Annotated in this window: 20 protein-coding genes; 10 read left to right on the plus strand and 10 right to left on the minus strand. The window is 64.7% G+C overall.

The features are described 5' to 3' along the window. Window positions 1–3 precede the first annotated feature (3 nt). The 4 genes from F0Q45_RS09065 to F0Q45_RS09085 form a co-directional block, all read right to left on the minus strand. The gene (locus tag F0Q45_RS09065) at window positions 4–1647 is read right to left on the minus strand and encodes an ABC transporter permease (RefSeq protein ID WP_149653626.1); all 1644 of its coding nucleotides are present in this window, start codon (window positions 1645–1647) and stop codon (window positions 4–6) included. Next, a complete protein-coding gene (locus F0Q45_RS09070) occupies window positions 1644–2594 on the minus strand; it encodes an ABC transporter ATP-binding protein (protein ID WP_149653627.1) in 951 nt (316 codons plus the stop codon). Before F0Q45_RS09070 ends, F0Q45_RS09065 begins: the two co-directional genes overlap by 4 nt. Continuing rightward, on the minus strand, window positions 2584–3222 hold the full coding sequence (locus F0Q45_RS09075) for a TetR/AcrR family transcriptional regulator (protein WP_149653628.1): 639 nt from the start codon (window positions 3220–3222) through the stop codon (window positions 2584–2586). Before F0Q45_RS09075 ends, F0Q45_RS09070 begins: the two co-directional genes overlap by 11 nt. Window positions 3223–4188: 966 nt before the next feature. Next, complete coding sequence (locus F0Q45_RS09085) at window positions 4189–4863, minus strand: O-methyltransferase (RefSeq protein ID WP_149653629.1); 675 nt, start codon at window positions 4861–4863, stop codon at window positions 4189–4191. A 234-nt stretch (window positions 4864–5097) separates the two neighbouring features. Here F0Q45_RS09085 and sigE point away from each other — a divergent pair, with 234 nt between their 5' ends. The 4 genes from sigE to tatB all read left to right on the plus strand — a co-directional run bounded on the left by sigE (window position 5098) and on the right by tatB (window position 8568). After that, window positions 5098–5859, plus strand: coding sequence for an RNA polymerase sigma factor SigE (gene sigE, locus F0Q45_RS09090; protein WP_373424941.1), 762 nt, complete (start codon window positions 5098–5100; stop codon window positions 5857–5859). A 169-nt stretch (window positions 5860–6028) separates the two neighbouring features. After that, window positions 6029–6421 (plus strand): anti-sigma E factor RseA, encoded by a 393-nt coding sequence (gene rseA, locus F0Q45_RS09095; protein WP_149653631.1) that lies wholly within the window; start codon window positions 6029–6031, stop codon window positions 6419–6421. A 169-nt stretch (window positions 6422–6590) separates the two neighbouring features. Continuing rightward, window positions 6591–8117, plus strand: a complete 1527-nt coding sequence (gene htrA / locus F0Q45_RS09100; RefSeq protein ID WP_149653632.1) for a serine protease HtrA — start codon at window positions 6591–6593, stop codon at window positions 8115–8117. Between the two features lie 52 nt (window positions 8118–8169). Then, window positions 8170–8568: a Sec-independent protein translocase protein TatB gene (gene tatB, locus F0Q45_RS09105; RefSeq protein ID WP_149653633.1), complete on the plus strand. Its 399-nt coding sequence runs from the start codon at window positions 8170–8172 to the stop codon at window positions 8566–8568. Between the two features lie 8 nt (window positions 8569–8576). Here tatB and F0Q45_RS09110 read toward each other — a convergent pair whose 3' ends face one another. The 5 genes from F0Q45_RS09110 to F0Q45_RS09130 form a co-directional block, all read right to left on the minus strand. Continuing rightward, a complete protein-coding gene (locus tag F0Q45_RS09110) occupies window positions 8577–9734 on the minus strand; it encodes an Mrp/NBP35 family ATP-binding protein (protein WP_149653634.1) in 1158 nt (385 codons plus the stop codon). Between the two features lie 39 nt (window positions 9735–9773). Beyond that, window positions 9774–11150 carry a lytic transglycosylase domain-containing protein gene (locus F0Q45_RS09115; protein ID WP_373424942.1) on the minus strand — a complete coding sequence of 459 codons (1377 nt, stop codon included), beginning with the start codon at window positions 11148–11150 and terminating at the stop codon, window positions 9774–9776. Window positions 11151–11275: 125 nt separating this feature from the next. Beyond that, window positions 11276–11821, minus strand: coding sequence for a DUF1003 domain-containing protein (locus tag F0Q45_RS09120; protein WP_149653635.1), 546 nt, complete (start codon window positions 11819–11821; stop codon window positions 11276–11278). Further along, window positions 11818–13125, minus strand: coding sequence for a magnesium transporter MgtE N-terminal domain-containing protein (locus tag F0Q45_RS09125; RefSeq protein ID WP_149653636.1), 1308 nt, complete (start codon window positions 13123–13125; stop codon window positions 11818–11820). Before F0Q45_RS09125 ends, F0Q45_RS09120 begins: the two co-directional genes overlap by 4 nt. A 52-nt stretch (window positions 13126–13177) precedes the next feature. Continuing rightward, on the minus strand, window positions 13178–13825 hold the full coding sequence (locus tag F0Q45_RS09130) for a DUF4190 domain-containing protein (RefSeq protein ID WP_149653637.1): 648 nt from the start codon (window positions 13823–13825) through the stop codon (window positions 13178–13180). Window positions 13826–14240: 415 nt separating this feature from the next. Here F0Q45_RS09130 and F0Q45_RS09135 point away from each other — a divergent pair, with 415 nt between their 5' ends. Genes F0Q45_RS09135 through F0Q45_RS09155 form a run of 5 tightly spaced genes read left to right on the plus strand, consistent with a single transcriptional unit; the run spans window position 14241 to window position 19079 of the window. After that, entirely contained in the window at window positions 14241–14768 is a 528-nt protein-coding gene (locus F0Q45_RS09135) for a general stress protein (protein WP_149653638.1), read from the plus strand. Then, complete coding sequence (locus F0Q45_RS09140; RefSeq protein WP_149653639.1) at window positions 14768–16183, plus strand: extracellular solute-binding protein; 1416 nt, start codon at window positions 14768–14770, stop codon at window positions 16181–16183. The genes F0Q45_RS09135 and F0Q45_RS09140 overlap by 1 nt, the downstream gene beginning before the upstream one ends. A 2-nt stretch (window positions 16184–16185) precedes the next feature. After that, window positions 16186–17076 (plus strand): carbohydrate ABC transporter permease, encoded by an 891-nt coding sequence (locus F0Q45_RS09145; protein ID WP_149653647.1) that lies wholly within the window; start codon window positions 16186–16188, stop codon window positions 17074–17076. A gap of 4 nt (window positions 17077–17080) precedes the next feature. Continuing rightward, window positions 17081–17905, plus strand: a complete 825-nt coding sequence (locus F0Q45_RS09150) for a carbohydrate ABC transporter permease (protein ID WP_149653646.1) — start codon at window positions 17081–17083, stop codon at window positions 17903–17905. A gap of 4 nt (window positions 17906–17909) precedes the next feature. After that, window positions 17910–19079 (plus strand): ABC transporter ATP-binding protein, encoded by a 1170-nt coding sequence (locus F0Q45_RS09155; RefSeq protein WP_149653640.1) that lies wholly within the window; start codon window positions 17910–17912, stop codon window positions 19077–19079. Between the two features lie 116 nt (window positions 19080–19195). On the opposite strand, the gene corA is transcribed toward F0Q45_RS09155, so the two are convergent. Beyond that, the gene (gene corA, locus F0Q45_RS09160; protein ID WP_149653641.1) at window positions 19196–20296 is read right to left on the minus strand and encodes a magnesium/cobalt transporter CorA; all 1101 of its coding nucleotides are present in this window, start codon (window positions 20294–20296) and stop codon (window positions 19196–19198) included. 179 nt (window positions 20297–20475) lie between these two features. Between corA and F0Q45_RS09165 the strand changes: the two genes are divergently transcribed. Then, a partial coding sequence (locus F0Q45_RS09165; protein ID WP_149653642.1) for a malate dehydrogenase occupies window positions 20476–21101 on the plus strand: 626 nt, incomplete at its 3' end.

Raw genomic sequence — 21101 nt, forward strand, 5'->3', positions numbered from 1 at the left:
CTCCTAGCAGCCCAGATCGCGTCGCCGAAATGCTAAGGCCCCCAACATGATCAGTGCCAGATCAAGGGCAAGCAGCCACAGCAGCGGCGCGGGGGTGAAGTTGTGACCGACGCGCGGCATGTGCGCGAACGGCTCGAGGTCAAGCACCCATTGCGGGAATCCGGACAACGACCCGAGCAGATACATTGCAACGAACCCCACCAGCACGCCCCACGCCACCGGGGTGAGCCGGGGCGCCAGACCGAACAGCATCACCGCCACCCCGGCGAGCAGCCAAACGGCCGGCAGCTGCACTGCGGCGGTGGCGACGCCGTTAGACAGCTTGCCGGCTATATCGCGCGCCGCGATTCCGTAGCTGAGTCCGGCCACCACCCCGGCGAGCAGTATCGCCACTGCGGATCCGGCCAGCGCGATCACCAGATGGCTTGCCAGCCAACGGGTTCGGGAAGGCCCGCCGGCCAGCAGTGTCTCAGCCCGTTGCGTGGCCTCCTCTTGGTGCAGCCGCAACGTCAGTGAAATGGCGAAGGCGGCTGCCATCATGGCCTGCATCGAGAACGCAATCGCGATGAACGCGTGCTCCAGCTCGGTGCTGCCGCCTAGTCGCGCAACGATGTCGCGCACCGCGCTGCTGCTGCCCAGCTGGCCGCTGATACCGCGCACCACACTGCCGATCACCAGCCCGTACAGGCACAGTCCTAAGGTCCACAGCAGTACCGCACCGCGGTCGAGCCGCCACGCCAGCCCGAAGACGCCGCGCAGGGCAGGTGCGGCGGTGCCGGAGCCGGAGCGTTCGGCGATGAGCCCGGCGCCGACATCGCGGCGTCCCAGCAGGTAGTAGGCCAACACCGTGAGCACCACGGCAGTCCCCAGGTGCAGCAGCAGCACCCACCAGCGCTCGCTCGCGTATGGTCTGACCTGCAGTGACCAGCCGAGCGGCGAGAGCCAGGACAGCGTGCCGGAGCCGGCATCGCCGAGGGCGCGCAGCGTGTAGCCGGCTGCGAGCACAGTGAACGCGGTGCCACGGGCGAACCGCGCGCTCGGCGAAAGCTGCGCAGCTACCGCCGCTACGGCGGTAAAGACCAGGCCAGAGGCCGTCACCGCGGCCCCAAACGCTAGCGACCCGGCCGGTGCGACGTCGGTGGTGAGCAGCCCCACCGCGCCGATCACGCCGGTGGCCAGGCAAGCTCCGAACGTCATCAACAGGGCGGCGGTGAGGCTGGCGTAGCGGCCGACCACGGTCGAATCGATGAATTCGGTACGGCCCGTCTCTTCCTCGGCACGGGTATGCCGGATCACCGTGAGGATGACTGCCACCCCGATGAGTAGGTGAAACATTCCGGCCTTCCAGATTCCGACCGCGCCGAGGCTGTCGTTGTAGACCGGTCCATACAGTGCCCGCTGAGCCGGACTGGCCATGATGGTGGCCGCGAACATCCCGCGGTCCGCCTGCGTGGGGTAAACCCTTGCGACACCGACGATGTAGACCGGGGCCAGCGGCACCGACAGCAACAGCACCCACAGCGGTAATACGATGCGGTCACGGCGCAGGCACAGCCGAAGCATCCCGAGCGTGCCGGTGAAGTTCGAGCCGCGCCGTGGTGCCTCGTGCGCCGGATGACGTGGCCGATCCAGAATTGCCGTGCTCATCGCGCCGGCACCTGCTGTGGGCTACCTGCCCGCCGTCCGGTGCCGCCGTCCCCGACGTCATAGTGGCGCAGGAACAGCTCCTCCAGCGTCGGGGGCTGGCTGACTAGGCTGCGCACACCCGCATCGCCGAGGACCCGGATCAGTTCACCGAGGCTTTCGCTGTCGACTTGGGCGCGCAGCATGTTGCCGTCGATGCTGACGTCCGCTACCCCTTTGATCCGCGTGAGATCGCCAGGGTCGCCGATCACCTCAGCCTTGATCGAGGTGCGGCTCAGGTGGCGCATCGAATTTAGCGACCCGCTTTCGACTGTCTTGCCGGCCCGGATGATCGTCACCCGTTCGCACAACGCCTCTGTTTCGGCCAGGATGTGGCTGGACAACAGCACCGTTACACCGCGGTCGCACGCTTCCGCGACGCACTGCTGAAATACGTTTTCCATCAACGGGTCCAAGCCGATGCTCGGTTCATCCAAGAGCAGCAGCCGGGCGTGTGAGGAGAAGGCGGAGATGAGGGAGACCTTCTGGCGGTTGCCCTTTGAGTAGGCGCGGGCCTTCTTGTAGGGGTCGAAGTCAAAACGCTCAATCAGCTCTGCCCGGCGCTGGCTGTCGATACCGCCACGCATGCGGGCCAGCAGTTCGATGGTCTCGCCACCGGTCAGTGTCGGCCACAGCGTGACATCCCCTGGAACATAGGCAATGTGGCGATGCAGCTGGACGGCATCCGCCCAGGGGTCGCCGCCCAGAAGCCGCGCGGTTCCGCCATCGGCCTTCGCCAAGCCCAACAGGATGCGGATGGTTGTCGACTTCCCGGCACCATTTGGCCCGAGAAACCCGTGGACTTCGCCTTCGCGCACCGTGAGGTCGAGGCCGTCGAGCGCGCGCACCGACCCGAAATCCTTAGTCAGGCCCCGGATATCGACAAGTGCGGGGCCATGTTCACTCGGCATCAGTTGCTCCTTGCTTGGCTTCGGCGAGGAAAGCGTCGTACATGGCGCGGTCGGCCAACAGGCCCTCAGTGAATACCTCGAGGGCGGGCAGCGTCATGTCGCGTGCGTAATCACGTAGCACTGCACGCAGATCCGTTGGAGTTTCCTGCATTTGCAGGTAGAGAAGAAACGCCCCGCTGCCGGCGAGCGCCAGGTACCTGGCCCGGGCGTGGGGATCCCGGCTGGGTTTTATGGTGCCGGCCCGCACGCCGTCTTGCAGATATTGCTCGGCATCCTCAATCATCTTGTGCCACAACATCTTCGCTAAATCGCCACCGGATTGCATGCTGCGTACCAGGTAGGCCATCAACACTGCGTAGGACTCGATCTCGGCCAGCTGTGAGAGCCAGGTCGTCGGATCGTCGGACTGGAGTGCAGCGGACTTGGTGCTGCGGATCTCTTCGGCGGCGTAGTCGTCGCAGGCCTTGCGTAGACCCTGCTTGGAGCCAAAGTGATGGATGACCAGGGCGGCGCTCACTCCCGCGGCTTCGGCGATGGTTCGCAGTCCGACGCCGAAGCCATGCTGACCGAACTGCTCGATCGCCGCACCTCTGATGCGGGCCGCCGCAGTCAAGTCGACTGAACGCACGTTCAGTACATTAAACGAGCGTTCAGTGCGACGTCAAGGAGTGAGCCTGAGTTAGCCCGCAACATTCGTACCGCTTTCATGGACGCGGCCCAGCTACCGAAGCCGCACGAGACCCGGCCGCACCATCAGCTAGACAACGCCACAACGAGTCGGTAAGACATGCCGCCCAGACCCGAGCCTGGGAAAACGTCGCGGCGACCCTCTGGGAATTATCTGCCGGTCGACAACTTGCGATTACGTCAATTTGGGATCGGTAGCGATGCCGCCGGCGTGTACGTGACCACGGAAAGAACCCGCGGCCTGGGGACGGGCGCGAAATGCCGAGAGGAACACGATACGGTCAGCACGGTCAAGCGGACTCTTGCGGGTGCTCTGATTTCAAGCTTCGGAGCGGTGGCTACATTGTGGCTGGCCGCCTTGGGGCCCGGCGCCGCGACTGCGCGCGCCGATGTTCGGCGCGACCCGGTCTGCCACGGCACCTGGTGTCCGGGAGACCCAATTGATTTTCGGACTCGATACCTGGCGGCTGGTTGGGACATGAGCACCTGCCACGAATACCACCCGGTATCAGGCCAACCAGGGGTCTATGCCGAAGGCCCACTTCCCCCGGGCACGTTTGTCTGCCCGCCGATTTCGTTTAGGTGTCCCTGACCGTTGGTCGGTGCGCCTCGCTGGATTATCAGTTTGAGCAGTGAAACGGGTCGCAGCCGGGTATGGAGGTGGGCGGCCGGGAACCGCTGGGCGCGGAGGCTCTAGTTGGCCACCCGCTGGCTGAGGCAGCAGGTTCGCGTTCTCGGCCGCCTCCCGCCGGAATCTGTTCGGCGACGAAGTGTTCGAGGACCTGTTCCTTTCAAGTGGGTAACGGCCGTCGATCCTCTGCGGCGGCCACGGGTGGATTCACGGTGGACGACCGACGCTAGCGTCGCGGAACCTGGGCGAGCACTCGCCCGAAGCCCAGCTTCTGTCCTATTCCCGGACGGCGGCCAGCACGCCGTCACCCAGCGGCACCAGCGCCGGGGTGAGCCGTTCGTCCTCGGCGATCAGTCGCGCCGCTTCGCGGACGGCGATTACCTCGGCATCGCGCGCATGTGGGTCACCGGCCCGTCCGCCCAGCGCCGCTCGGTGCACCACGATGACCCCCCCAGATCGCAGCAACCGCACCCCCTCGGCCAGGTAATCCGGCTGGTCGATCGGGTCGGCGTCGATAAACACCAGGTCATAGGCTTCGTCGGCGAGCCGGGTCAGCACCTCCTGGGCGCGACCGCTGATCAGCCTGGTGCGCGACGGTCCGATGCCGGCCTCGGTGAAGGCCTGCTTGGCGAGCCGTAGGTGTTCGGGCTCGATGTCGATCGTGGTCAAGACGCCATCGTCGCTCATACCGGACAGCAACCACAGTCCGCTGACACCGGCACCGGTGCCCACCTCGGCAACCGCCTTGCCGCCGCTGAGCTTGGTCAGCAGGCTCAGTAGAGCGCCGACGGCGGGTGTAATCGCGCGCGCGCCAATGTCTGCGGCGCGCTCGCGCGCGGCCGTCAGGATGGCATCTTCAGATATTGACCCCTCGGCATGCGCGGACATCAGTTCGGCGCGAGTGGGGATCTGCTGGCCTGGAGTGACCACGCTGTTACCGGTGCCGTCCATGTCGGCAGCGTATGTCGGATCGGCGACGCAGCCGGGCAGGCGCGCCCGCTGCCATAACGTGACCCGCCGGCTTGGTCAGGTCATCGGCGGCAGCGACACGCCCGGAAGATGAACCGCGACGAAGGTCACCCGGAGCTGGAAAGGCCCAGGAAAAGATATGTAACGAAATGGTTTCTCAGCTTGCGCTCAGATTGTTCATACCTGGGCCATACGCGGGTACACGACGGTATGGCTATGGAAGGCGGAGGCCGCGCGACGGGGAATAGGAATCGGCAACTTCGCGTTGCCGCAGACGAACTACAAGCAGTCGATGGCAGGGATTATCCGGAGGACAACATCACTATCGTGAACACGACCACCATGTCTCACCCCCAACAGGTCCGCGACGATGAATGGGCGGAACCGGCCGAAGGGTTGCTGGGTACTGCGGTATTCGACGCGACCGGAGACAAGGCCGCGATGCCGTCCTGGGACGAGTTGGTGCGTCAGCATGCCGACCGGGTGTACCGGCTGGCCTATCGCCTCTCCGGCAACCAGCACGACGCTGAGGACCTGACCCAGGAAACCTTCATCAGGGTCTTCCGGTCCGTCCAGAATTACCAACCGGGCACCTTCGAGGGCTGGTTGCACCGCATCACCACCAATCTGTTCCTCGACATGGTGCGCCGGCGCGCACGCATCCGGATGGAAGCCCTGCCCGAGGATTACGACCGGGTACCCGCCGATGATCCGAACCCTGAGCAGATCTATCACGACGCACGGCTGGGGCCTGACCTGCAGGCCGCCCTCGATTCGCTGCCCCCGGAGTTTCGGGCCGCGGTGGTGTTGTGCGACATCGAAGGCTTGTCCTATGAGGAGATCGGCGCCACTCTCGGCGTCAAGCTGGGAACCGTGCGGAGCCGCATCCACCGCGGACGCCAGGCGCTACGGGACTATCTTGCCGCGCATCCTGAACACAGCGGGGCGTACAGCAGGCCGGCGCGTAGCGCCGGCTAAGTCACCAGTCACGGGCCGAACCATCAGTTTGGCCACTGCATGGTTGCCAACTGGTCCCAAAACCTGCTGTTTTGGCCGCCGATGATGGTTATCGGACAGCCGGCCGCGCTACATTCAGAAGATACTGAAGGCTATATCGGGCCTCGAGAATGTGGGGAAGGAGCTGGTGATGGCCGACCGGGGACATGTGTTTCGGCGCGCGTTCTCCTGGCTTCCCGCCCAATTCGCCTCCCAAAGTGATGCGCCGGTCGGCGCACCGCGTCGGTTCCGGTCCACCGAGCATCTATCCATCGAGGCCATCGCGGCGTTTGTCGACGGTGAGCTGCGGATGAATGCCCACTTGCGGGCCGCGCATCATCTTTCGTTGTGCCCGCAGTGCGCCGCCGAAGTGGATGACCACAGCCGCGCCCGCGCCGCGTTGCGTGACTCGCGTCCAATCCGCATCCCCAGCGCGCTACTCGGGCTGCTGTCCGAGATTCCGCATCAGCCGTCCGGCGAGGCGGCGCCGTTGGCAGACTCTTTCGTCCAGGGCGATGTCCGCGACCAGCGGAAGCGCCGCTAGCTTGCCCGCTGTTAACCGGAGCGCGCGGCGCATCGGTTGCTGCGATTGGAGCCGTCAGAAGCTGTCAGAGATGTCCCGGATACTAGGGTGGAAAACAACGCCGCGTCCGTAGCGCGGTCCATAGTGTGTGTATTTCGAATGCTCAGCACAGGATGTAGAAGAGGATCATGTGACCTCCGACCAAGGCAATAACCGTGACGGTACCAGCGTCGGGGATGCCGGTCCCCGCTTGGCGCCGCGTCCCATCTCCCGGCCACCGGTCGACTCCGCATCGCGTCAAGCGTTCGGGCGTCCAACTGGATTGCAAGGGTCATTCGTGGCCGAGCGAGTGCGCCCACAGAAGTATCAGGACCAGGTTGAGTACCGGCCGCACGATCAACAGGCTGACCCGGTGCTGGAAGAGGCGTTTAGCCGTCCACCCGGTGGCGTCGAGTCGCTGCAGCGCCACCCCATCGACGCCGGCGCGCTGGCCGCCGAGAAAGACGGCCAGCAGGACGAGTTTGACGACCCGTGGCGCGATCCCGGGGCCGGGGCCGCTTTGGGTGCTCCGGCGATTGCGCCATCGGTTGCCCACAGCGGAGCAGGTCGTGCCGGCAAGCTCGGCGTCCGCGACGTGCTGTTCGGCGGCAAGGTGTCCTATCTGGCGCTGGCCGTCCTGCTGCTGATTGCGCTGGTGATAGGGGCCGTCGGCGGTGTTATCGGGCGCAAGACTGCCGAAGTCGTCGAAGCGTTCACCACATCGAAGGTGACGTTGAGGACCAGCGGCAATGTCGAAGAGCCCGCTGGCCGGTTCACCAAGGTGGCATCGGCGATCGCGGACTCCGTGGTGATGGTCGAGTCCAAGAGTGACCAGGAAGGTATGCAAGGTTCCGGCGTCATCATCGACGGTCGCGGCTACATCGTCACCAACAATCACGTGATTTCCGAGGCCGCCAACAACCCCAGCCAGTTCAAGACGACCGTAGTGTTCAACGACGGCAAAGAGGTGCCCGCCAGCTTGGTGGGCCGCGACCCCAAGACCGACCTGGCCGTGCTGAAAGTTGACAACGTCGACAACCTCACCGTGGCCCGGCTCGGTGATTCCGGCAAGGTGCGAGTCGGTGACGAGGTGCTGGCTGCTGGTGCGCCATTGGGATTGCGTAGCACCGTGACACACGGCATCATCAGTGCGCTGCACCGCCCGGTGCCGTTGTCGGGTGAGGGCTCGGACACCGATACCGTGATCGACGCCTTGCAGACCGACGCCTCGATCAATCATGGCAACTCCGGCGGCCCGCTCATCGACATGGATTCGCAGGTGATCGGCATCAATACCGCCGGCAAGTCGCTGTCGGATAGCGCGAGCGGACTGGGCTTTGCGATTCCCGTCAACGAGATGAAGGTGGTTGCGCAAACCCTGATCCAAGACGGAAAGATCGTGCATCCGACGTTGGGCATCAGCACCCGGTCAGTGAGCAACGCGATCGCGTCGGGCGCGCAGGTGGCAAACGTGAAGGCAGGAAGTCCCGCGCAGAAGGGCGGGATCCTGGAAAACGATGTCATCGTCAAGATCGGCAACCGCAACGTCGCCGACTCCGATGAGTTCGTGGTCGCCGTGCGCCAGCTGACTATCGGGCAGGACGCTCCCGTCGAGGTGGTTCGCGACGGCCGGCACGTCACGTTGACGGTCAAACCCGACCCCGATACCAGCTCGTGATGATCGCAAGCGCGGCGCAGCCGGGCGCAGCGGGTCATCACCGTCCGATCTGATGTTCGCCAACGTCGGCTGGGGGGAGATGCTCGTACTGGTCGTGGTCGGGCTGGTGGTCCTGGGCCCGGAGCGACTCCCCGGTGCTATTCGGTGGACTTCGGGTGCGCTGCGCCAGGCGCGCGACTATCTCAGCGGGGTGACCAGTCAGCTGCGCGAGGACATGGGACCCGAATTCGACGACCTTCGTGGGCACATCAGCGAACTGCAGAAACTGCGTGGCATGACACCGCGCGCGGCGCTGACCAAGCACCTGCTCGACGGCGACGACTCGATCTTCACCGGCAATTTCGACAAGCCGGCTCCAGGCGCACCCAGCGTTGAGCCGGTGCCGCCCCAGCCGGACGACGGTGAGCCGCGACAGCCGGACCGCCCTCCATTCGACTCCGACGCAACCTGATCGGCCGCTTAGCGCCGGGACGGATCCAGCCCCAGCGACATGCCGGCCAGCCCGCGCCGGCGCGAGGCCAAGCTGTCGGCGATGCCGAGCAGAGCTTTGCCCACCGCCGAATCGGGTGCACTCAAGACCAGTGGTAAGCCCGAATCACCAGCGGACACCAGCGCGGGGTCCAGTGGGATCTGACCCAGCAGCGGAACATCAGCGCCGACCGCCCGGGTCAGCCGTTCGGCGACCTGCTGGCCGCCGCCCTCACCGAATACCTGCAGCGTGGTGCCGTCCGGCAGGGTAAGCCCGGACATGTTCTCCACCACGCCAACGATCCGCTGGCGGGTCTGCAGCGCAATGCTGCCGGCCCGTTCGGCGACCTCGGCCGCGGCCAGCTGAGGGGTGGTAACGACGAGGATTTCAGCGTTCGGGATCAACTGAGCCACCGAGATAGCGATGTCGCCGGTTCCTGGCGGCAGATCGAGCAGCAGCACGTCCAAATCGCCCCAGTACACGTCTGCCAGGAACTGTTGCAGCGCCCGGTGCAGCATCGGCCCGCGCCACACCACCGGCGTGTTGCCCTGGGTGAATTGGGCGATCGAGATGACGCGTACCTCGTGGGCGATGGGCGGCAGGATCATCGACTCGACTTGGGTGGGCCGGTCGGTGGTGCCCATCATCCGGGGAATGGAATGGCCGTGGATATCGGCGTCCAGCACGCCGATCGACAGCCCACGGGCGGCCATTGCCGCGGCCAGGTTGACCGTGACGGTGGACTTGCCCACGCCGCCCTTGCCCGAAGCGACCGTATACACCCGGGTGAGCGAGCTGGGCTGGGCGAAGGGAATCACCGGCTCGCGAGCATCTCCGCGCAGTTGCTTGCGCAGCTCGGTGCGCTGCTCGTCGCTCATCACATCCAGGCTGACCCTTACCGACCCGGTGCCGGTAACGTCAGACACCGCCCGGGTGACGCGTTCGCTGATCTCGGACTTCTTTGGGCACGCGGCGGTGGTCAGGTAAATCTCGATATGGACCGCGCCAGCAGAGCCCAGATTGATGCTCTTAACCATCCCGAGCTCGGTGATAGGGCGCCGTAATTCGGGGTCAATCACTTTTGCCAGCGCCGCGCGGATCGCTCCGGCAAGGTCAGTTAGGTCGGTGGGTTCATGAGTTCCGGACATCACCGCCGAGTCTATGCGGGTGCGGCTTCGGCCGAGGGGTCAGTTCACCGGTGTGAGTATCGGTCCGCCGGGCGCCGGCCCAGTGGGAGCCGGCGGCTGGGATGGCCCGGTTGGCTTGGGTGCTGATGACGCGTTCGGAGCCGGGGCGGGGGCGGCCGGCGCGGGCGCAGCCGGCGGGGCAAACGGATCTGGGAAAACTGGCGCGGCGGGCGGAACCGGCGGTGCGACCACAATGCCGCCGAATGGCACCGGGGGACCCGCGGGCGAAACCGCGTCGGCTGGGTTCTGGGAGGTGATGCAGATCAACGTGCAACCAGGCTGCGGTGCCTGGGGCTGTGGGGGAGGTTGTTGCAGCCAGGGCCATAGCAGCGGCGGCGCGTTGGTGAGCTGCGGCGGGCCGAAGTCGATCAGTGGTACGTGCTGGCTCAGCGGGTCGCCGGGCCCGAGCCCGTTGACGTTCAACGGCAAGTTCGGTCCGAGTCCCTCCGGATGCTCCAGGTGTGCGTCGCCGATCGGCGGTGGCGGCCCGGTGATCGGCGGCAGGTCGACCGGGACCACTCCGGTGGCGTAGGCCGCCGCCCAGCCCAGCACGTTCTGCGCGTAGGGCATCGAGTTGTTGTAACGCAAGATGGCCGCCATGACTTGGGCGGGGTCCCGCAGGTTGAGCCCGCCGCTGCACAGGTATCGGGCGGCCGCCAGCGTGGAGTCGAACAGGTTCTGCGGGTCGGGCACACCGTCGCCGTCACCGTCGACGGCGTAGCGCGCCCAGGTGCCGGGCAGGAACTGCATGGGACCCATCGCCCGGGCGTAGGTGACGCGATTGCCGACGCTGCTTTGGATGATGACCTCGTTGCCCGGCAGCGTGCCGTCCAGTGCGGGCCCATAGATTGGACTGACCGCGGTGCCACGCGCGTCCACAGCGCCGCCACCAGCGTGGCCTGATTCGATGCGGCCGATCCCGGCCAGCAGGTTCCAACTGACGCCGCAACCCGGGGCGGCAACGGTCATCTTCTGCTCGGCATTGCGATAAGCGGACAACGCCATGATCGGAATGCCAAGTGCACCAGGCGCATTGACGACCATAGGCGGCGGCGGGGCCGAGCTGGTGGCTGCGGCGACATGGAAGCTAGCCGGCCGATGCGCAACGGCGATGACCGTCGGTCCGGACAGGTCCAGCACCGGCGAGTGCGTCACCGCTGCCACCGGGGTAACGCCGGCACGTACCGTTGACGTCGACTTGCCGTGGACTGCGGGAGCCGCGGCGCCGACCGCGCCGGCGAACACCACCGGGATAATCATCGCAATGCCGAATGCCGGCCGGCTCAGGCGAAGTGCCCGCTGCCGCACGGTCTCCCACAGCTGGGTGGCGCCTTCAGTAACGGCCGGATGAGCACTCCAGCGGTCCCAAATGCGCACCTCGACCGTCCTCAGTTATGCGAGAGTCATGCGAGTCGTCGGGAAAACTACGTTTCTTAGCTTCGTGAACTAGATCACCATACATAACTCTTGTGACGGGAGTGGCGCAATGGGGGAGTTGGTTCTCACAGGGATTTCCTGGCCCGCCGGTCGGCTCCGTTCGTCGTTCGTGCCGAGTCGGGCTCCGCACCGACCGGCTCTAGATCCGTCATCAGAGCACGCAGGCTCTCCAATTCATGTCGCAGGTAGTCTCGTGTCGCGACCTCACCGATGGCCAAGCGCAGGGCGGCCAGCTCGCGGGCCAGATACTCGGTGTCGGCCTTGGTCTGCGCGGCGCGCCGGCGATCTTCTTCCAATGCGACGCGGTCGCGGTTTTCCTGGCGGTTCTGGGCCAGCAGAATCAGTGGCGCCGCATAGGCAGCCTGCGTGGAAAAGGCCAGATTGAGCAGAATGAACGGGTAGGGATCCCAGCGCCAGTGTGCAGCAGACAAGTTCACCGCGATCCAGGTCAACACCATGAGCGTCTGTAGCAACAGGTAGCGCCCGGTGCCGAAGAAGCGTGCGATGCGTTCGGTGGTCTGCCCGAGCGCCTCAGGGTCCAGCCGCGGGGCGAACCGGCGCGACGTCCGCGGGGTGTACAGCCGCCGCGGCGGCGCTGAGGACTTGTTCACGAGGTTCCTTCGGGTCGGGCGGGTCGGCCCGCCGGGTCGAGTTGAGGTACGTCCATCCGCCAGTCCTGCGGCAGCAGGTGATCGAGCAGGTCGTCGACCGTCACCGCGCCCAACAAATGGTTCTGGTCGTCGACCACCGGACCGCAGACCAGGTTGTAGGCGGCAAAATAGCGGGTCACGGCGGCCAACGGGGTATCGGGCGTCAGGGTAAGCAGGTCGGTGTCGACGATTCCGCTGACCAGTTCGGCCGGCGGTTCACGAAGTAGGCGTTGCAGTTGCACGATGCCCAGGTAGCGGCCGGTGGGGGTGGCCGTCGGTGGTCGTGCCACGAAGACCATCGACGACAGTGCCGGTGTCAGGTCGGGATCGCGGACCCGGGCCAGGGCCTCGGCAACCGACGTGTCGGGGGTGAGTACCACCGGATTCGAGGTCATCAAACCACCCGCGGTATCGGGCGAGTGCTTCAGCAAACGTCGCACCGAATCCGAGTCGTCGGGATCCATCCGGGTTAGCAGCATCTCGGCATCGGTTGGATTGAGCACGCCGAGCAGATCCGCGGCGTCATCAGGATCCATCTCTTCGAGCACGTCGGCCGCGCGATCGGTGCCCAGTTGGGACAGCACCTCCGCCTGGTCGAGCTCGGGCAGCTCCTGCAGAATGTCGGCCAGCCGCTCGTCGTCAAGCGCTTTGAATACCTCGTAGCGGCGTTTGGACGGAAGTCCGCGGATGGCGTCGGCGACGTCGACCGCCCGCCGTCCCTCGAATTGGTCCAGCAGTTGTGCTACACCCTGGCCCGGCATCGCCAATGCCGACGGCGTCAATCCGCGGACGTATTGCCAGTCCACGATGTGCACCGGGCCGCGTCGTCTCAGCCGTCGATAGCTGCGGACGGCGACCCTGGTCACCAGCCAGTCGCGGGTTCGGGTTGGCTCAATACCCAAATCGGTGACTACCAGATCAGCGTTGGCCAGCTCGGGCAGCGCGGGATCGTTGACCTTCACCGGTGTGTCGAGTATCTGGCCGATTGCCAAGACCTCGCCCGGCCGCTGCTCGAAATGGCGTAGCGACACGTTGCCGGTGCTGAGCGTCACCGCGTCCGGCTCGATCGCAGCGACCCGCAGGATTGGTATGAAGATGCTGCGGCGGGTCGCCAAATCGACGACCAGCCCCAGAACGCGCGGTTGCTGCCGGACGATGCTGATGCTGATCACGACGTCACGCACCCGGCCGAATGATTCGCCCAGCGGGCCCAGCACCATCATCCGGGCCAGCCGCGCAACGTAGACCCTGTTGACCGATCCCATGACTCAGAGCGTAGGCAGCCGATCGCGGGATGGCCCTTGCTAGTGGGTTGCTCTAGTGCGAAGGAATGCTGAAGATCCCGACGATCATCCACATCAGCAGCGTCGCGACGCCGATCACGATGCCGGCCACTGCCAGGCCAAAGCCGTCCTCCCGAGTTCGCTTGATCTGGTTGAGCGCGATCGTGCCGACCACAACGGACACGATCGAGCCGATGCAGCAGAACACCCCGGCGAACGACGACACCAGCGAGACGATGGCCATGGTGTTGGTGCCTGGTAGGGCTGGTCCGTAGCCGCCCATGTAGTCCGGCGGCGGGTAGTACCCGCCCGGATAGGAGGGCGGTGGGTAGCCGCTCGAAGATGCGCCGTAGGCCGACGAGGGCGATGCCATGGGCGGCGGGTAAGGCGTGCCGTATGTCGGGTATTCAAGCGGCGAATAAGTGGTAGGCGGGATCGGCGGTGGATATCCGGTTGCGTAATCGGGCGGATAGGCCACCGCTGGTGGCGGGAAAGCGGGTGGGTACCCGGGCGGCGGATACGCCGGAGGTGGAGAGTCGGCTACCGGCGAGGTTTCCGGTGCTGCCCAGGGTGCCCCATCAGAGGGGGGAACGGGCTGCGCAGCCGGCTGCTCATCGCCTGGGCGGGCGGGAGCCGGACCGTTGTGCGTGCCCTCTTCGGGGGAGCCGCCGGGAGCTGTCATGGTGCCAACCTAGCCTGACGACGATGCGGGGGGCGAAGCGTCCTGAGGAGGAGTCAGGCAATCAGGCCTAGCCAATGGGCAGCAGGCGTTCCGGCCGGTGAGCTGCCGCTCCCTGGGTCGCCGGCGACGGCTTAGTGGTCGCACCCGTAATTCGTCGAGGCCAGCGCTCACCCGATGAGCGCCGAGATCGACGCCAGCGCGGAGAAGTGCGAGAAGGTGTGACGGTGACGTCGATCTCAGCGCCAGCGCGGCGATCCCCACCCTCAACGAACTGACGAACCTCACGGCATAGTCAGCCCTGGCCAGGTGAAATGTGGGCATTTCAGGTCGTCTAGCAGCTGTTTCGCTGTCGACCGGATGGTGAGCGGACGTCCCGGAGATGAAACGATGGCGGACGCAGAGCAGAATAAGACCGATGACTAGCCCATTCCAGCCGGGACAGGTTCCCGGTTCGACACCGCCGCCCGGGCCTGCGGGCCGGCGTGGTGTACCAGGATTGCCCACTCCCCCCAAAGGCTGGCCGGTTGGGTCCTATCCCACCTATGCCGAGGCCCAACGCGCCGTCGACTATCTCTCAGAGCAAGAATTCCCGGTCCAGCAGGTGACCATCGTCGGCGTTGACCTCATGCAGGTAGAACGGGTGACCGGCCGGCTGAGCTGGCCCAAAGTGCTGGGCGGCGGCGTCCTCAGTGGCGCCTGGCTGGGCTTGTTCATTGGCCTGGTGCTCGGCTTCTTCAGCCCTAACCCGTGGGCGGCGTTGGTCACAGGTCTGGTCGCCGGGGTGTTCTTCGGGCTGATCACGTCCGCGGTTCCGTACGCGATGGCTCGCGGCACCAGGGACTTCAGCTCGACAATGCAATTAGTAGCCGGCCGGTACGACGTGCTCTGTGACCCGCAAAACGCCGAGAAGGCACGGGATCTACTGGCGCGTCTGGCTATTTGATGGGCCGCTGGCGCTTATGGTGGCCGCGGCAGTTGTGGGCGGGCGCACTGGCGGCGCTGAGCATCGTATCGGCGGTCTCGGCCTGCGGGTCCAGCGTCAACGGCGTGGTCATCAGCTTCTACACCCCAGCCACCGACGGGGCGACGTTCACCGCGGTTGCTCAGCGCTGCACCGAGCAAGTCGGTGGTCGGTACGTGATCGAGCACGTGAACTTGCCGAGGTCCCCGGATCAACAACGGCTACAGCTGGCCCGGCGGCTGACCGGTCACGACCACACGCTCGACGTCATGGGGATGGACGTGGTGTGGACGGCGGAGTTCGCCGAAGCTGGCTGGACCCTGCCGCTCTCGGACGATCCGGCCGGGCTGGCCGAAGCTGACGCCACCTCCGACACCCTGCCGGGCCCGCTCAAGACGGCGACTTGGAAGCACCGGCTGTATGCCGCGCCGGTGACCACCAACACCCAATTGCTCTGGTATCGCGCGGATTTGGTGCACCAACCGCCCGACAACTGGGCCGCTATGGTGGCCGAGGCGGCCAGATTGCGCGACGCCGGTCAGCCCAGCTGGATCGCCGCGCAGGCCAACCAGGGCGAGGGTCTGGTGGTGTGGTTTAACACCGTGCTCACCAGCGTCGGCGGCCAGGTGCTCGCCGCGGACGGCAAGCGCGTCACTCTGACCGACACTCCCGCGCACCGGGCCGCGACCGTCGCCGCCCTGCGCGTGCTGAAATCGGTGGCCACCGCACCCGGGGCTGACCCGTCGATCAGCCGCGCCGAGGAGGGAACGGCCCGGTTGGCGTTCGAGCAGGGTAAGGCGGCTCTGGAGGTGAACTGGCCGTACGTGTTTGCCTCCATGCTGGAGAACGCGGTCAAAGGTGGCGTGCCGTTTCTCCCGCTCAACCGCGTTCCCCAACTGGCCGCCAGCATCAACAGCGTCGGTACCTTCGTGCCCAGCAACGAGCAGTTCCGCATTGCGTATCAGGCCAGCCGGCAGGTGTTCGGGTTCGCGCCCTATCCCGGGGTGGTGCCCGGGCAGCCGGCCAAGGTGACGATCGGCGGGCTGAACCTCGCGGTGGCCAGCACCACCCACCACAAGGCCGAAGCTTTTGAAGCGGTCCGGTGCCTGCGCGATCTGCAGAGCCAGAAGTATGTTTCGATCGAAGGTGGTTTGCCTGCGGTGCGGACCTCGTTGTACTCCGACCCGCAGTTCCAGGCGAAGTATCCGATGTACGACATCATTCGCCAACAGCTCACCGACGCCGCCGTGCGGCCCGCGACGCCGGCCTACCAAGCGGTGTCGCTGCGACTATCGGCCGCGCTGAGCCCTGTGACCAAGATCGATCCAGAACGCACTGCTGACCAGCTCGCCGCCCAGGTGCAGAAGGCTATCGACGGCAAAGGCCTGCTGCCGTGACCATGTTGGCGCGCGCTGGTGATCGCCGAGCCGAGCAGCGACTGGCCTTCGTCCTCGTTGCACCTGCGGCGATATTGATGCTGGCGGTGACTGCCTACCCGATCGGTTACGCGGTGTGGCTGAGCCTGCAACGCAACAACCTGGCCACCCCGAATGACACCGCATTCGTCGGACTGGGTAATTACCAGACGATCCTGACCGACAGGTACTGGTGGACCGCTCTTGCCGTGACGCTGGCAATCACGGTGGTGGCGGTGACCTTCGAGTTCGCGCTGGGTCTGGCGCTAGCGCTGGTCATGCACCGCACTCTGATCGGCAAGGGATTGGTGCGTACCGCGGTGCTGATCCCCTACGGCATCGTCACGGTGGTCGCGTCGTATAGCTGGTACTACGCCTGGACCCCAGGCACCGGGTATCTGGCCAACTTACTGCCGCAAGGTAGCGCGCCGCTGACTCAGCAGATTCCGTCGCTGGGCGTCGTCGTGATCGCCGAGGTGTGGAAGACGACGCCATTCATGTCGCTGCTGTTGCTGGCCGGGCTGGCGTTGGTACCGGAGGACTTGTTGCAGGCTGCTCAGGTCGACGGGGCGGGAGCCTGGCGCCGGCTGACCAAGATCATCTTGCCGATCATCAAGCCGGCAGTCGTCGTGGCGCTGCTGTTTCGCACCTTGGACGCATTCCGCATCTTTGACAACATCTATGTACTGACTGCCGGCGAGAACAACACCGCGTCAGTGTCGATCCTGGGCTACGACAACTTGTTTAAAGGCTTCAATGTCGGTCTCGGCTCGGCGATCAGCGTGTTGATCTTCGGCTGCGTGGCCCTGATCGCGGTCGTTTTCGTCAAGTTATTCGGCGCAGCGGCACCTGGTGGTAATGCCAATGGGCGTTGAGGGGTTGGGCACCCGCCGCGCCCTATTGTGGTCTATCACGGACACATTGGTGGTGGTGTATGCGTTGCTGCCGGTGCTGTGGATCTTTAGCCTGTCACTCAAGCCGACGTCAACGGTTAAGGACGGCAAGCTGATTCCCTCGACGGTGACATTGGAAAATTACCGCGGCATCTTCCGGGGCGATTTCTTCAGCTCGGCGTTGATCAATTCCATCGGAATCGGATTGACCACCACTGTGATCGCGGTGGTGCTCGGTGCGATGGCCGCCTATGCCGTTGCCCGGCTGGACTTTCCGGGAAAGCAGGTGCTGATTGGTGTCACTCTGTTGATCACCATGTTTCCGGCCATCTCGCTGGTGACGCCGTTGTTCAACATCGAACGCGCGGTCGGCTTGTTCGACACCTGGCCCGGATTGATCCTGCCGTACATCGCTTTTGCGCTGCCGCTTGCCATCTACACGCTAGCGGCCTTCTTCCGAGAGATCCCATGGGATTTGGAGAAGGCAGCCAAAATGGACGGCGCGTCGCCGGGTCAGGCCTTCCGCAAGGTGATTGCGCCGCTGGCAGCTCCGGGCCTGGTGACGGCGGCGATATTGGTGTTCATCTTTGCGTGGAACGACCTACTGCTGGCATTGTCACTGACCGCTACCAAGGCGGCGATCACTGCGCCGGTGGCAATTGCCAACTTCACCGGCAGTTCCCAATTCGAGGAGCCGACCGGATCCATTGCGGCTGGCGCGATCGTGATCACGGTTCCGATCATGGTCTTTGTCCTTGTCTTCCAACGACGGATTGTCGCCGGGTTGACCTCTGGCGCTGTGAAGGGTTAGCGCAATGGCCGAGATTGTGCTCGAGCACGTCAACAAGAGTTACCCCGACGGAGCGATAGCGGTCAAAGACCTCAACATCACCATCGCCGATGGGGAATTCCTAATCCTGGTAGGACCTTCCGGCTGCGGTAAGACCACGACACTGAACATGATTGCCGGACTTGAGGATATCTCGTCGGGTGAGCTGCGCATCGATGGTGAGCGAGTCAACGAGAAGGCGCCCAAGGACCGCGATATCGCCATGGTGTTTCAGTCCTACGCCCTGTACCCGCATATGACGGTGCGGCAGAATATCGCGTTCCCGTTGACCCTGGCCAAAATGAGGAAGGCCGACATCGCGCAGAAGGTCTCTGAGACCGCCAAGATCCTTGATCTGACCCAGCTTTTGGATCGCAAGCCTGTGCAATTGTCGGGTGGACAGCGACAGCGGGTCGCGATGGGTCGGGCGATCGTACGGCGTCCCAAGGCCTTCCTGATGGACGAGCCGTTGTCCAACCTGGACGCCAAACTGCGGGTACAGATGCGCGGCGAGATTGCCCGGCTGCAGCAGCGACTGGGCGCCACCACCGTCTATGTCACCCATGACCAAACCGAGGCCATGACGCTGGGCGATCGGGTGGTAGTCATGTCCGGCGGAGTCGCACAGCAGATCGGCACCCCCACGCAGCTTTACGAGCGCCCGGCCAATCTGTTCGTCGCCGGCTTCATCGGTTCGCCGGCAATGAATTTCTTCCCGGCGAGGCTCACCCCGCTCGGGCTGACCCTGCCCTTCGGTGAAGTGACACTCGCACCGCAAGCGCACGAAATGATCGCCGGGCACCCTAAACCTGACAACATCATCGTCGGGATACGCCCGGAGCGTATCCAGGATGCTGCCCTGATCGACGGCTACCAGCGCATCAATGCACTGAACTTCGAGGCCAGCGTCGAATTGGTGGAATCGTTGGGGGCAGACAAGTACGTATACTTCACCACCTCAGGTCCAGCCGTACACTCGGCTCAATTGGACGAGCTGGAAGCTCACGGCGAGATGCGCGAAAACCATTTCGTAGCAAGAGTTCCGGCTGAATCGAAGGCCGCTATCGGACAGCCAGTAGAATTGGCTTTCGACACCACCAGGCTGGCCGTTTTCGACGCCGACTCCGGCGTCAACCTGACCATCCCTGCGCAGTGACCGCCCCGCCACTGTGATCAGCGTCCTGGGCGTCCAGCGTGCGAGTAGGGCGGGTCTGACGCGGACCGGCTGCCCGGTATGCACACTCGATGCCATGAGCGCACGCCCGCAAACCCTCAGAGCCAGTTCCTGTTGCGGAAACTGACGTAAAGGAATAGGCAGACGATGACCATGCTGCCGATCACCGTCGGGTAACCCCACTTCGAGTCCAATTCCGGCATGAAGTGGAAGTTCATGCCGTATATGCCGGCGATCATGGTAGGCACCGCGATGATACCGGCCCAAGCCGAAATCTTGCGCATGTCCATGTTCTGCTGCATACCGACACGGGCCAGCGCGGCCTGCACCAGGGAGTTGAGCATGTCGTCATAGCTGGCGATCTGCTCTGCCGCCTCGGTCTGGTGGTCGGCGACGTCGCGCAGGTATCGCCGGACTTCTTTGGAAATCACGTCTTTGTTTTCGGTCTGTATCCGCTGAAAAGCGGCCGACAAGGGGTACACACACCGACGCAATTCCAAAATTTCGCGCTTGAGCAGATAGATCGGTTCGACGTCGATCTTGCGGCCAGGCGCGAACGCCACTTCCTCGATGCTGTCGATGTCGGTTTCGATATGAGCAGTAACGGACAGGTAATGGTCGACGACGTCGTCGGCGATGGCGTGCATCACCGCGAATGGTCCCAGCCGTAGATGTTCGGGGTCGGCGTCCATCCGCTTGCGCACATCCGACAGCCCGCCATGTTCGCCATGCCTGACCGTGATCACGAAATCTTTGCCGACGAAGATCATGATCTCGCCGGTCTCGACGATTTCGCGGGCCAGCACCACCGATTCGTGCGGGACGTAGTTGACGGTTTTCAGGACAAAGAACAGCGTGTCGTCGTAGCGCTCCAGCTTGGGCCGTTGGTGGGCGTGCACAGCGTCCTCGACGACGAGTGGGTGCAGCCCGAAAACATCCGCCACATCCTGCATCCGTTGTTCCTCAGGCTCGTGCAGTCCGATCCACACGAACGCTTCCTGTCCCGCCAGCTGGAATTCACGAACCTCGCGCAACGCGTCGGCGTAGGCGTACTTGCCCGGCATGCGCCGACCTTCCACATAAACGCCGCAATCGACCAACGACTGGGCCGGTCGGTTGGCAACCGGATGCACGTGTTGGTTGCGCGGTCGCGCGACTGTTCGCAGTGATTCGGGCAGCGCGTCAAATCCCGGGAACATAGGAACCTCCGATCGCAGCGCGGGGCTGACCGGGCGGTGGTCCATGCTACGCCGTTTGACCACGTCATCGCGCCAAGGCAGGTGTCGGCGCGGGTCTGGCTATTTTGCGTCGGTACCGGTGCGCTAGTTTCGACCCGAAACCCCAACCACGCAGACTTCTCCATAAGGAGCACACCGACGTGAGCGCAAGTCCCCTCAAGGTCGCCGTCACCGGAGCTGCCGGCCAGATTGGCTACAGCCTGTTGTTCCGCCTGGCCAGCGGCTCGCTGCTGGGCCCCGACCGGCCAATCGAGCTGCGGCTGCTCGAAATCGAACCGGCGCTCAAGGCGCTCGAGGGTGTGGTGATGGAACTCGATGATTGTGCGTTCCCGCTGCTGGCCGGCGTCCAAATCGGCGCAGACCCGAACAAGATCTTCGACGGCGTGAACCTGGCCCTACTCGTCGGGGCCCGCCCGCGTACCAAGGGCATGGAGCGCGGAGACCTGCTGGAAGCCAACGGCGCGATTTTCACTGCTCAGGGCAAGGCCCTCAACTCCGTGGCTGCCGCCGACGTCCGCGTCGGCGTGACCGGCAACCCAGCGAACACTAACGCGCTGATCGCGATGACCAACGCCCCCGACATCCCGCGGGAGCGATTCACTGCACTAACCCGCCTGGACCATAACCGGGCCATCTCGCAGCTGGCTGCCAAAACCGGCGCCGCGGTCACCGACATCAAGAAGATGACGATCTGGGGCAACCACTCGGCCACCCAGTACCCCGACGTGTTCCACGCCGAGGTCAGCGGCAAAAATGCGGCCGAGGC

The sequence above is a fragment of the Mycobacterium simiae genome (assembly GCF_008370645.1).
Classification (GTDB): domain Bacteria; phylum Actinomycetota; class Actinomycetes; order Mycobacteriales; family Mycobacteriaceae; genus Mycobacterium; species Mycobacterium simiae_A.

Coding starts and splice junctions, on each gene's coding strand:
- F0Q45_RS09065 (WP_149653626.1), bottom strand. CDS start 1,647: ATGAGCACGGCAATTCTGGATCGGCCACGTCATCCGGCGCACGAGGCA.
- F0Q45_RS09070 (WP_149653627.1), bottom strand. CDS start 2,594: ATGCCGAGTGAACATGGCCCCGCACTTGTCGATATCCGGGGCCTGACT.
- F0Q45_RS09085 (WP_149653629.1), bottom strand. CDS start 4,863: ATGGACGGCACCGGTAACAGCGTGGTCACTCCAGGCCAGCAGATCCCC.
- sigE (WP_373424941.1), top strand. CDS start 5,098: ATGGAAGGCGGAGGCCGCGCGACGGGGAATAGGAATCGGCAACTTCGC.
- rseA (WP_149653631.1), top strand. CDS start 6,029: ATGGCCGACCGGGGACATGTGTTTCGGCGCGCGTTCTCCTGGCTTCCC.
- tatB (WP_149653633.1), top strand. CDS start 8,170: ATGTTCGCCAACGTCGGCTGGGGGGAGATGCTCGTACTGGTCGTGGTC.
- F0Q45_RS09110 (WP_149653634.1), bottom strand. CDS start 9,734: ATGTCCGGAACTCATGAACCCACCGACCTAACTGACCTTGCCGGAGCG.
- F0Q45_RS09125 (WP_149653636.1), bottom strand. CDS start 13,125: ATGGGATCGGTCAACAGGGTCTACGTTGCGCGGCTGGCCCGGATGATG.
- F0Q45_RS09130 (WP_149653637.1), bottom strand. CDS start 13,825: ATGACAGCTCCCGGCGGCTCCCCCGAAGAGGGCACGCACAACGGTCCG.
- F0Q45_RS09135 (WP_149653638.1), top strand. CDS start 14,241: ATGACTAGCCCATTCCAGCCGGGACAGGTTCCCGGTTCGACACCGCCG.
- F0Q45_RS09140 (WP_149653639.1), top strand. CDS start 14,768: ATGGGCCGCTGGCGCTTATGGTGGCCGCGGCAGTTGTGGGCGGGCGCA.
- F0Q45_RS09145 (WP_149653647.1), top strand. CDS start 16,186: ATGTTGGCGCGCGCTGGTGATCGCCGAGCCGAGCAGCGACTGGCCTTC.
- F0Q45_RS09155 (WP_149653640.1), top strand. CDS start 17,910: ATGGCCGAGATTGTGCTCGAGCACGTCAACAAGAGTTACCCCGACGGA.
- corA (WP_149653641.1), bottom strand. CDS start 20,296: ATGTTCCCGGGATTTGACGCGCTGCCCGAATCACTGCGAACAGTCGCG.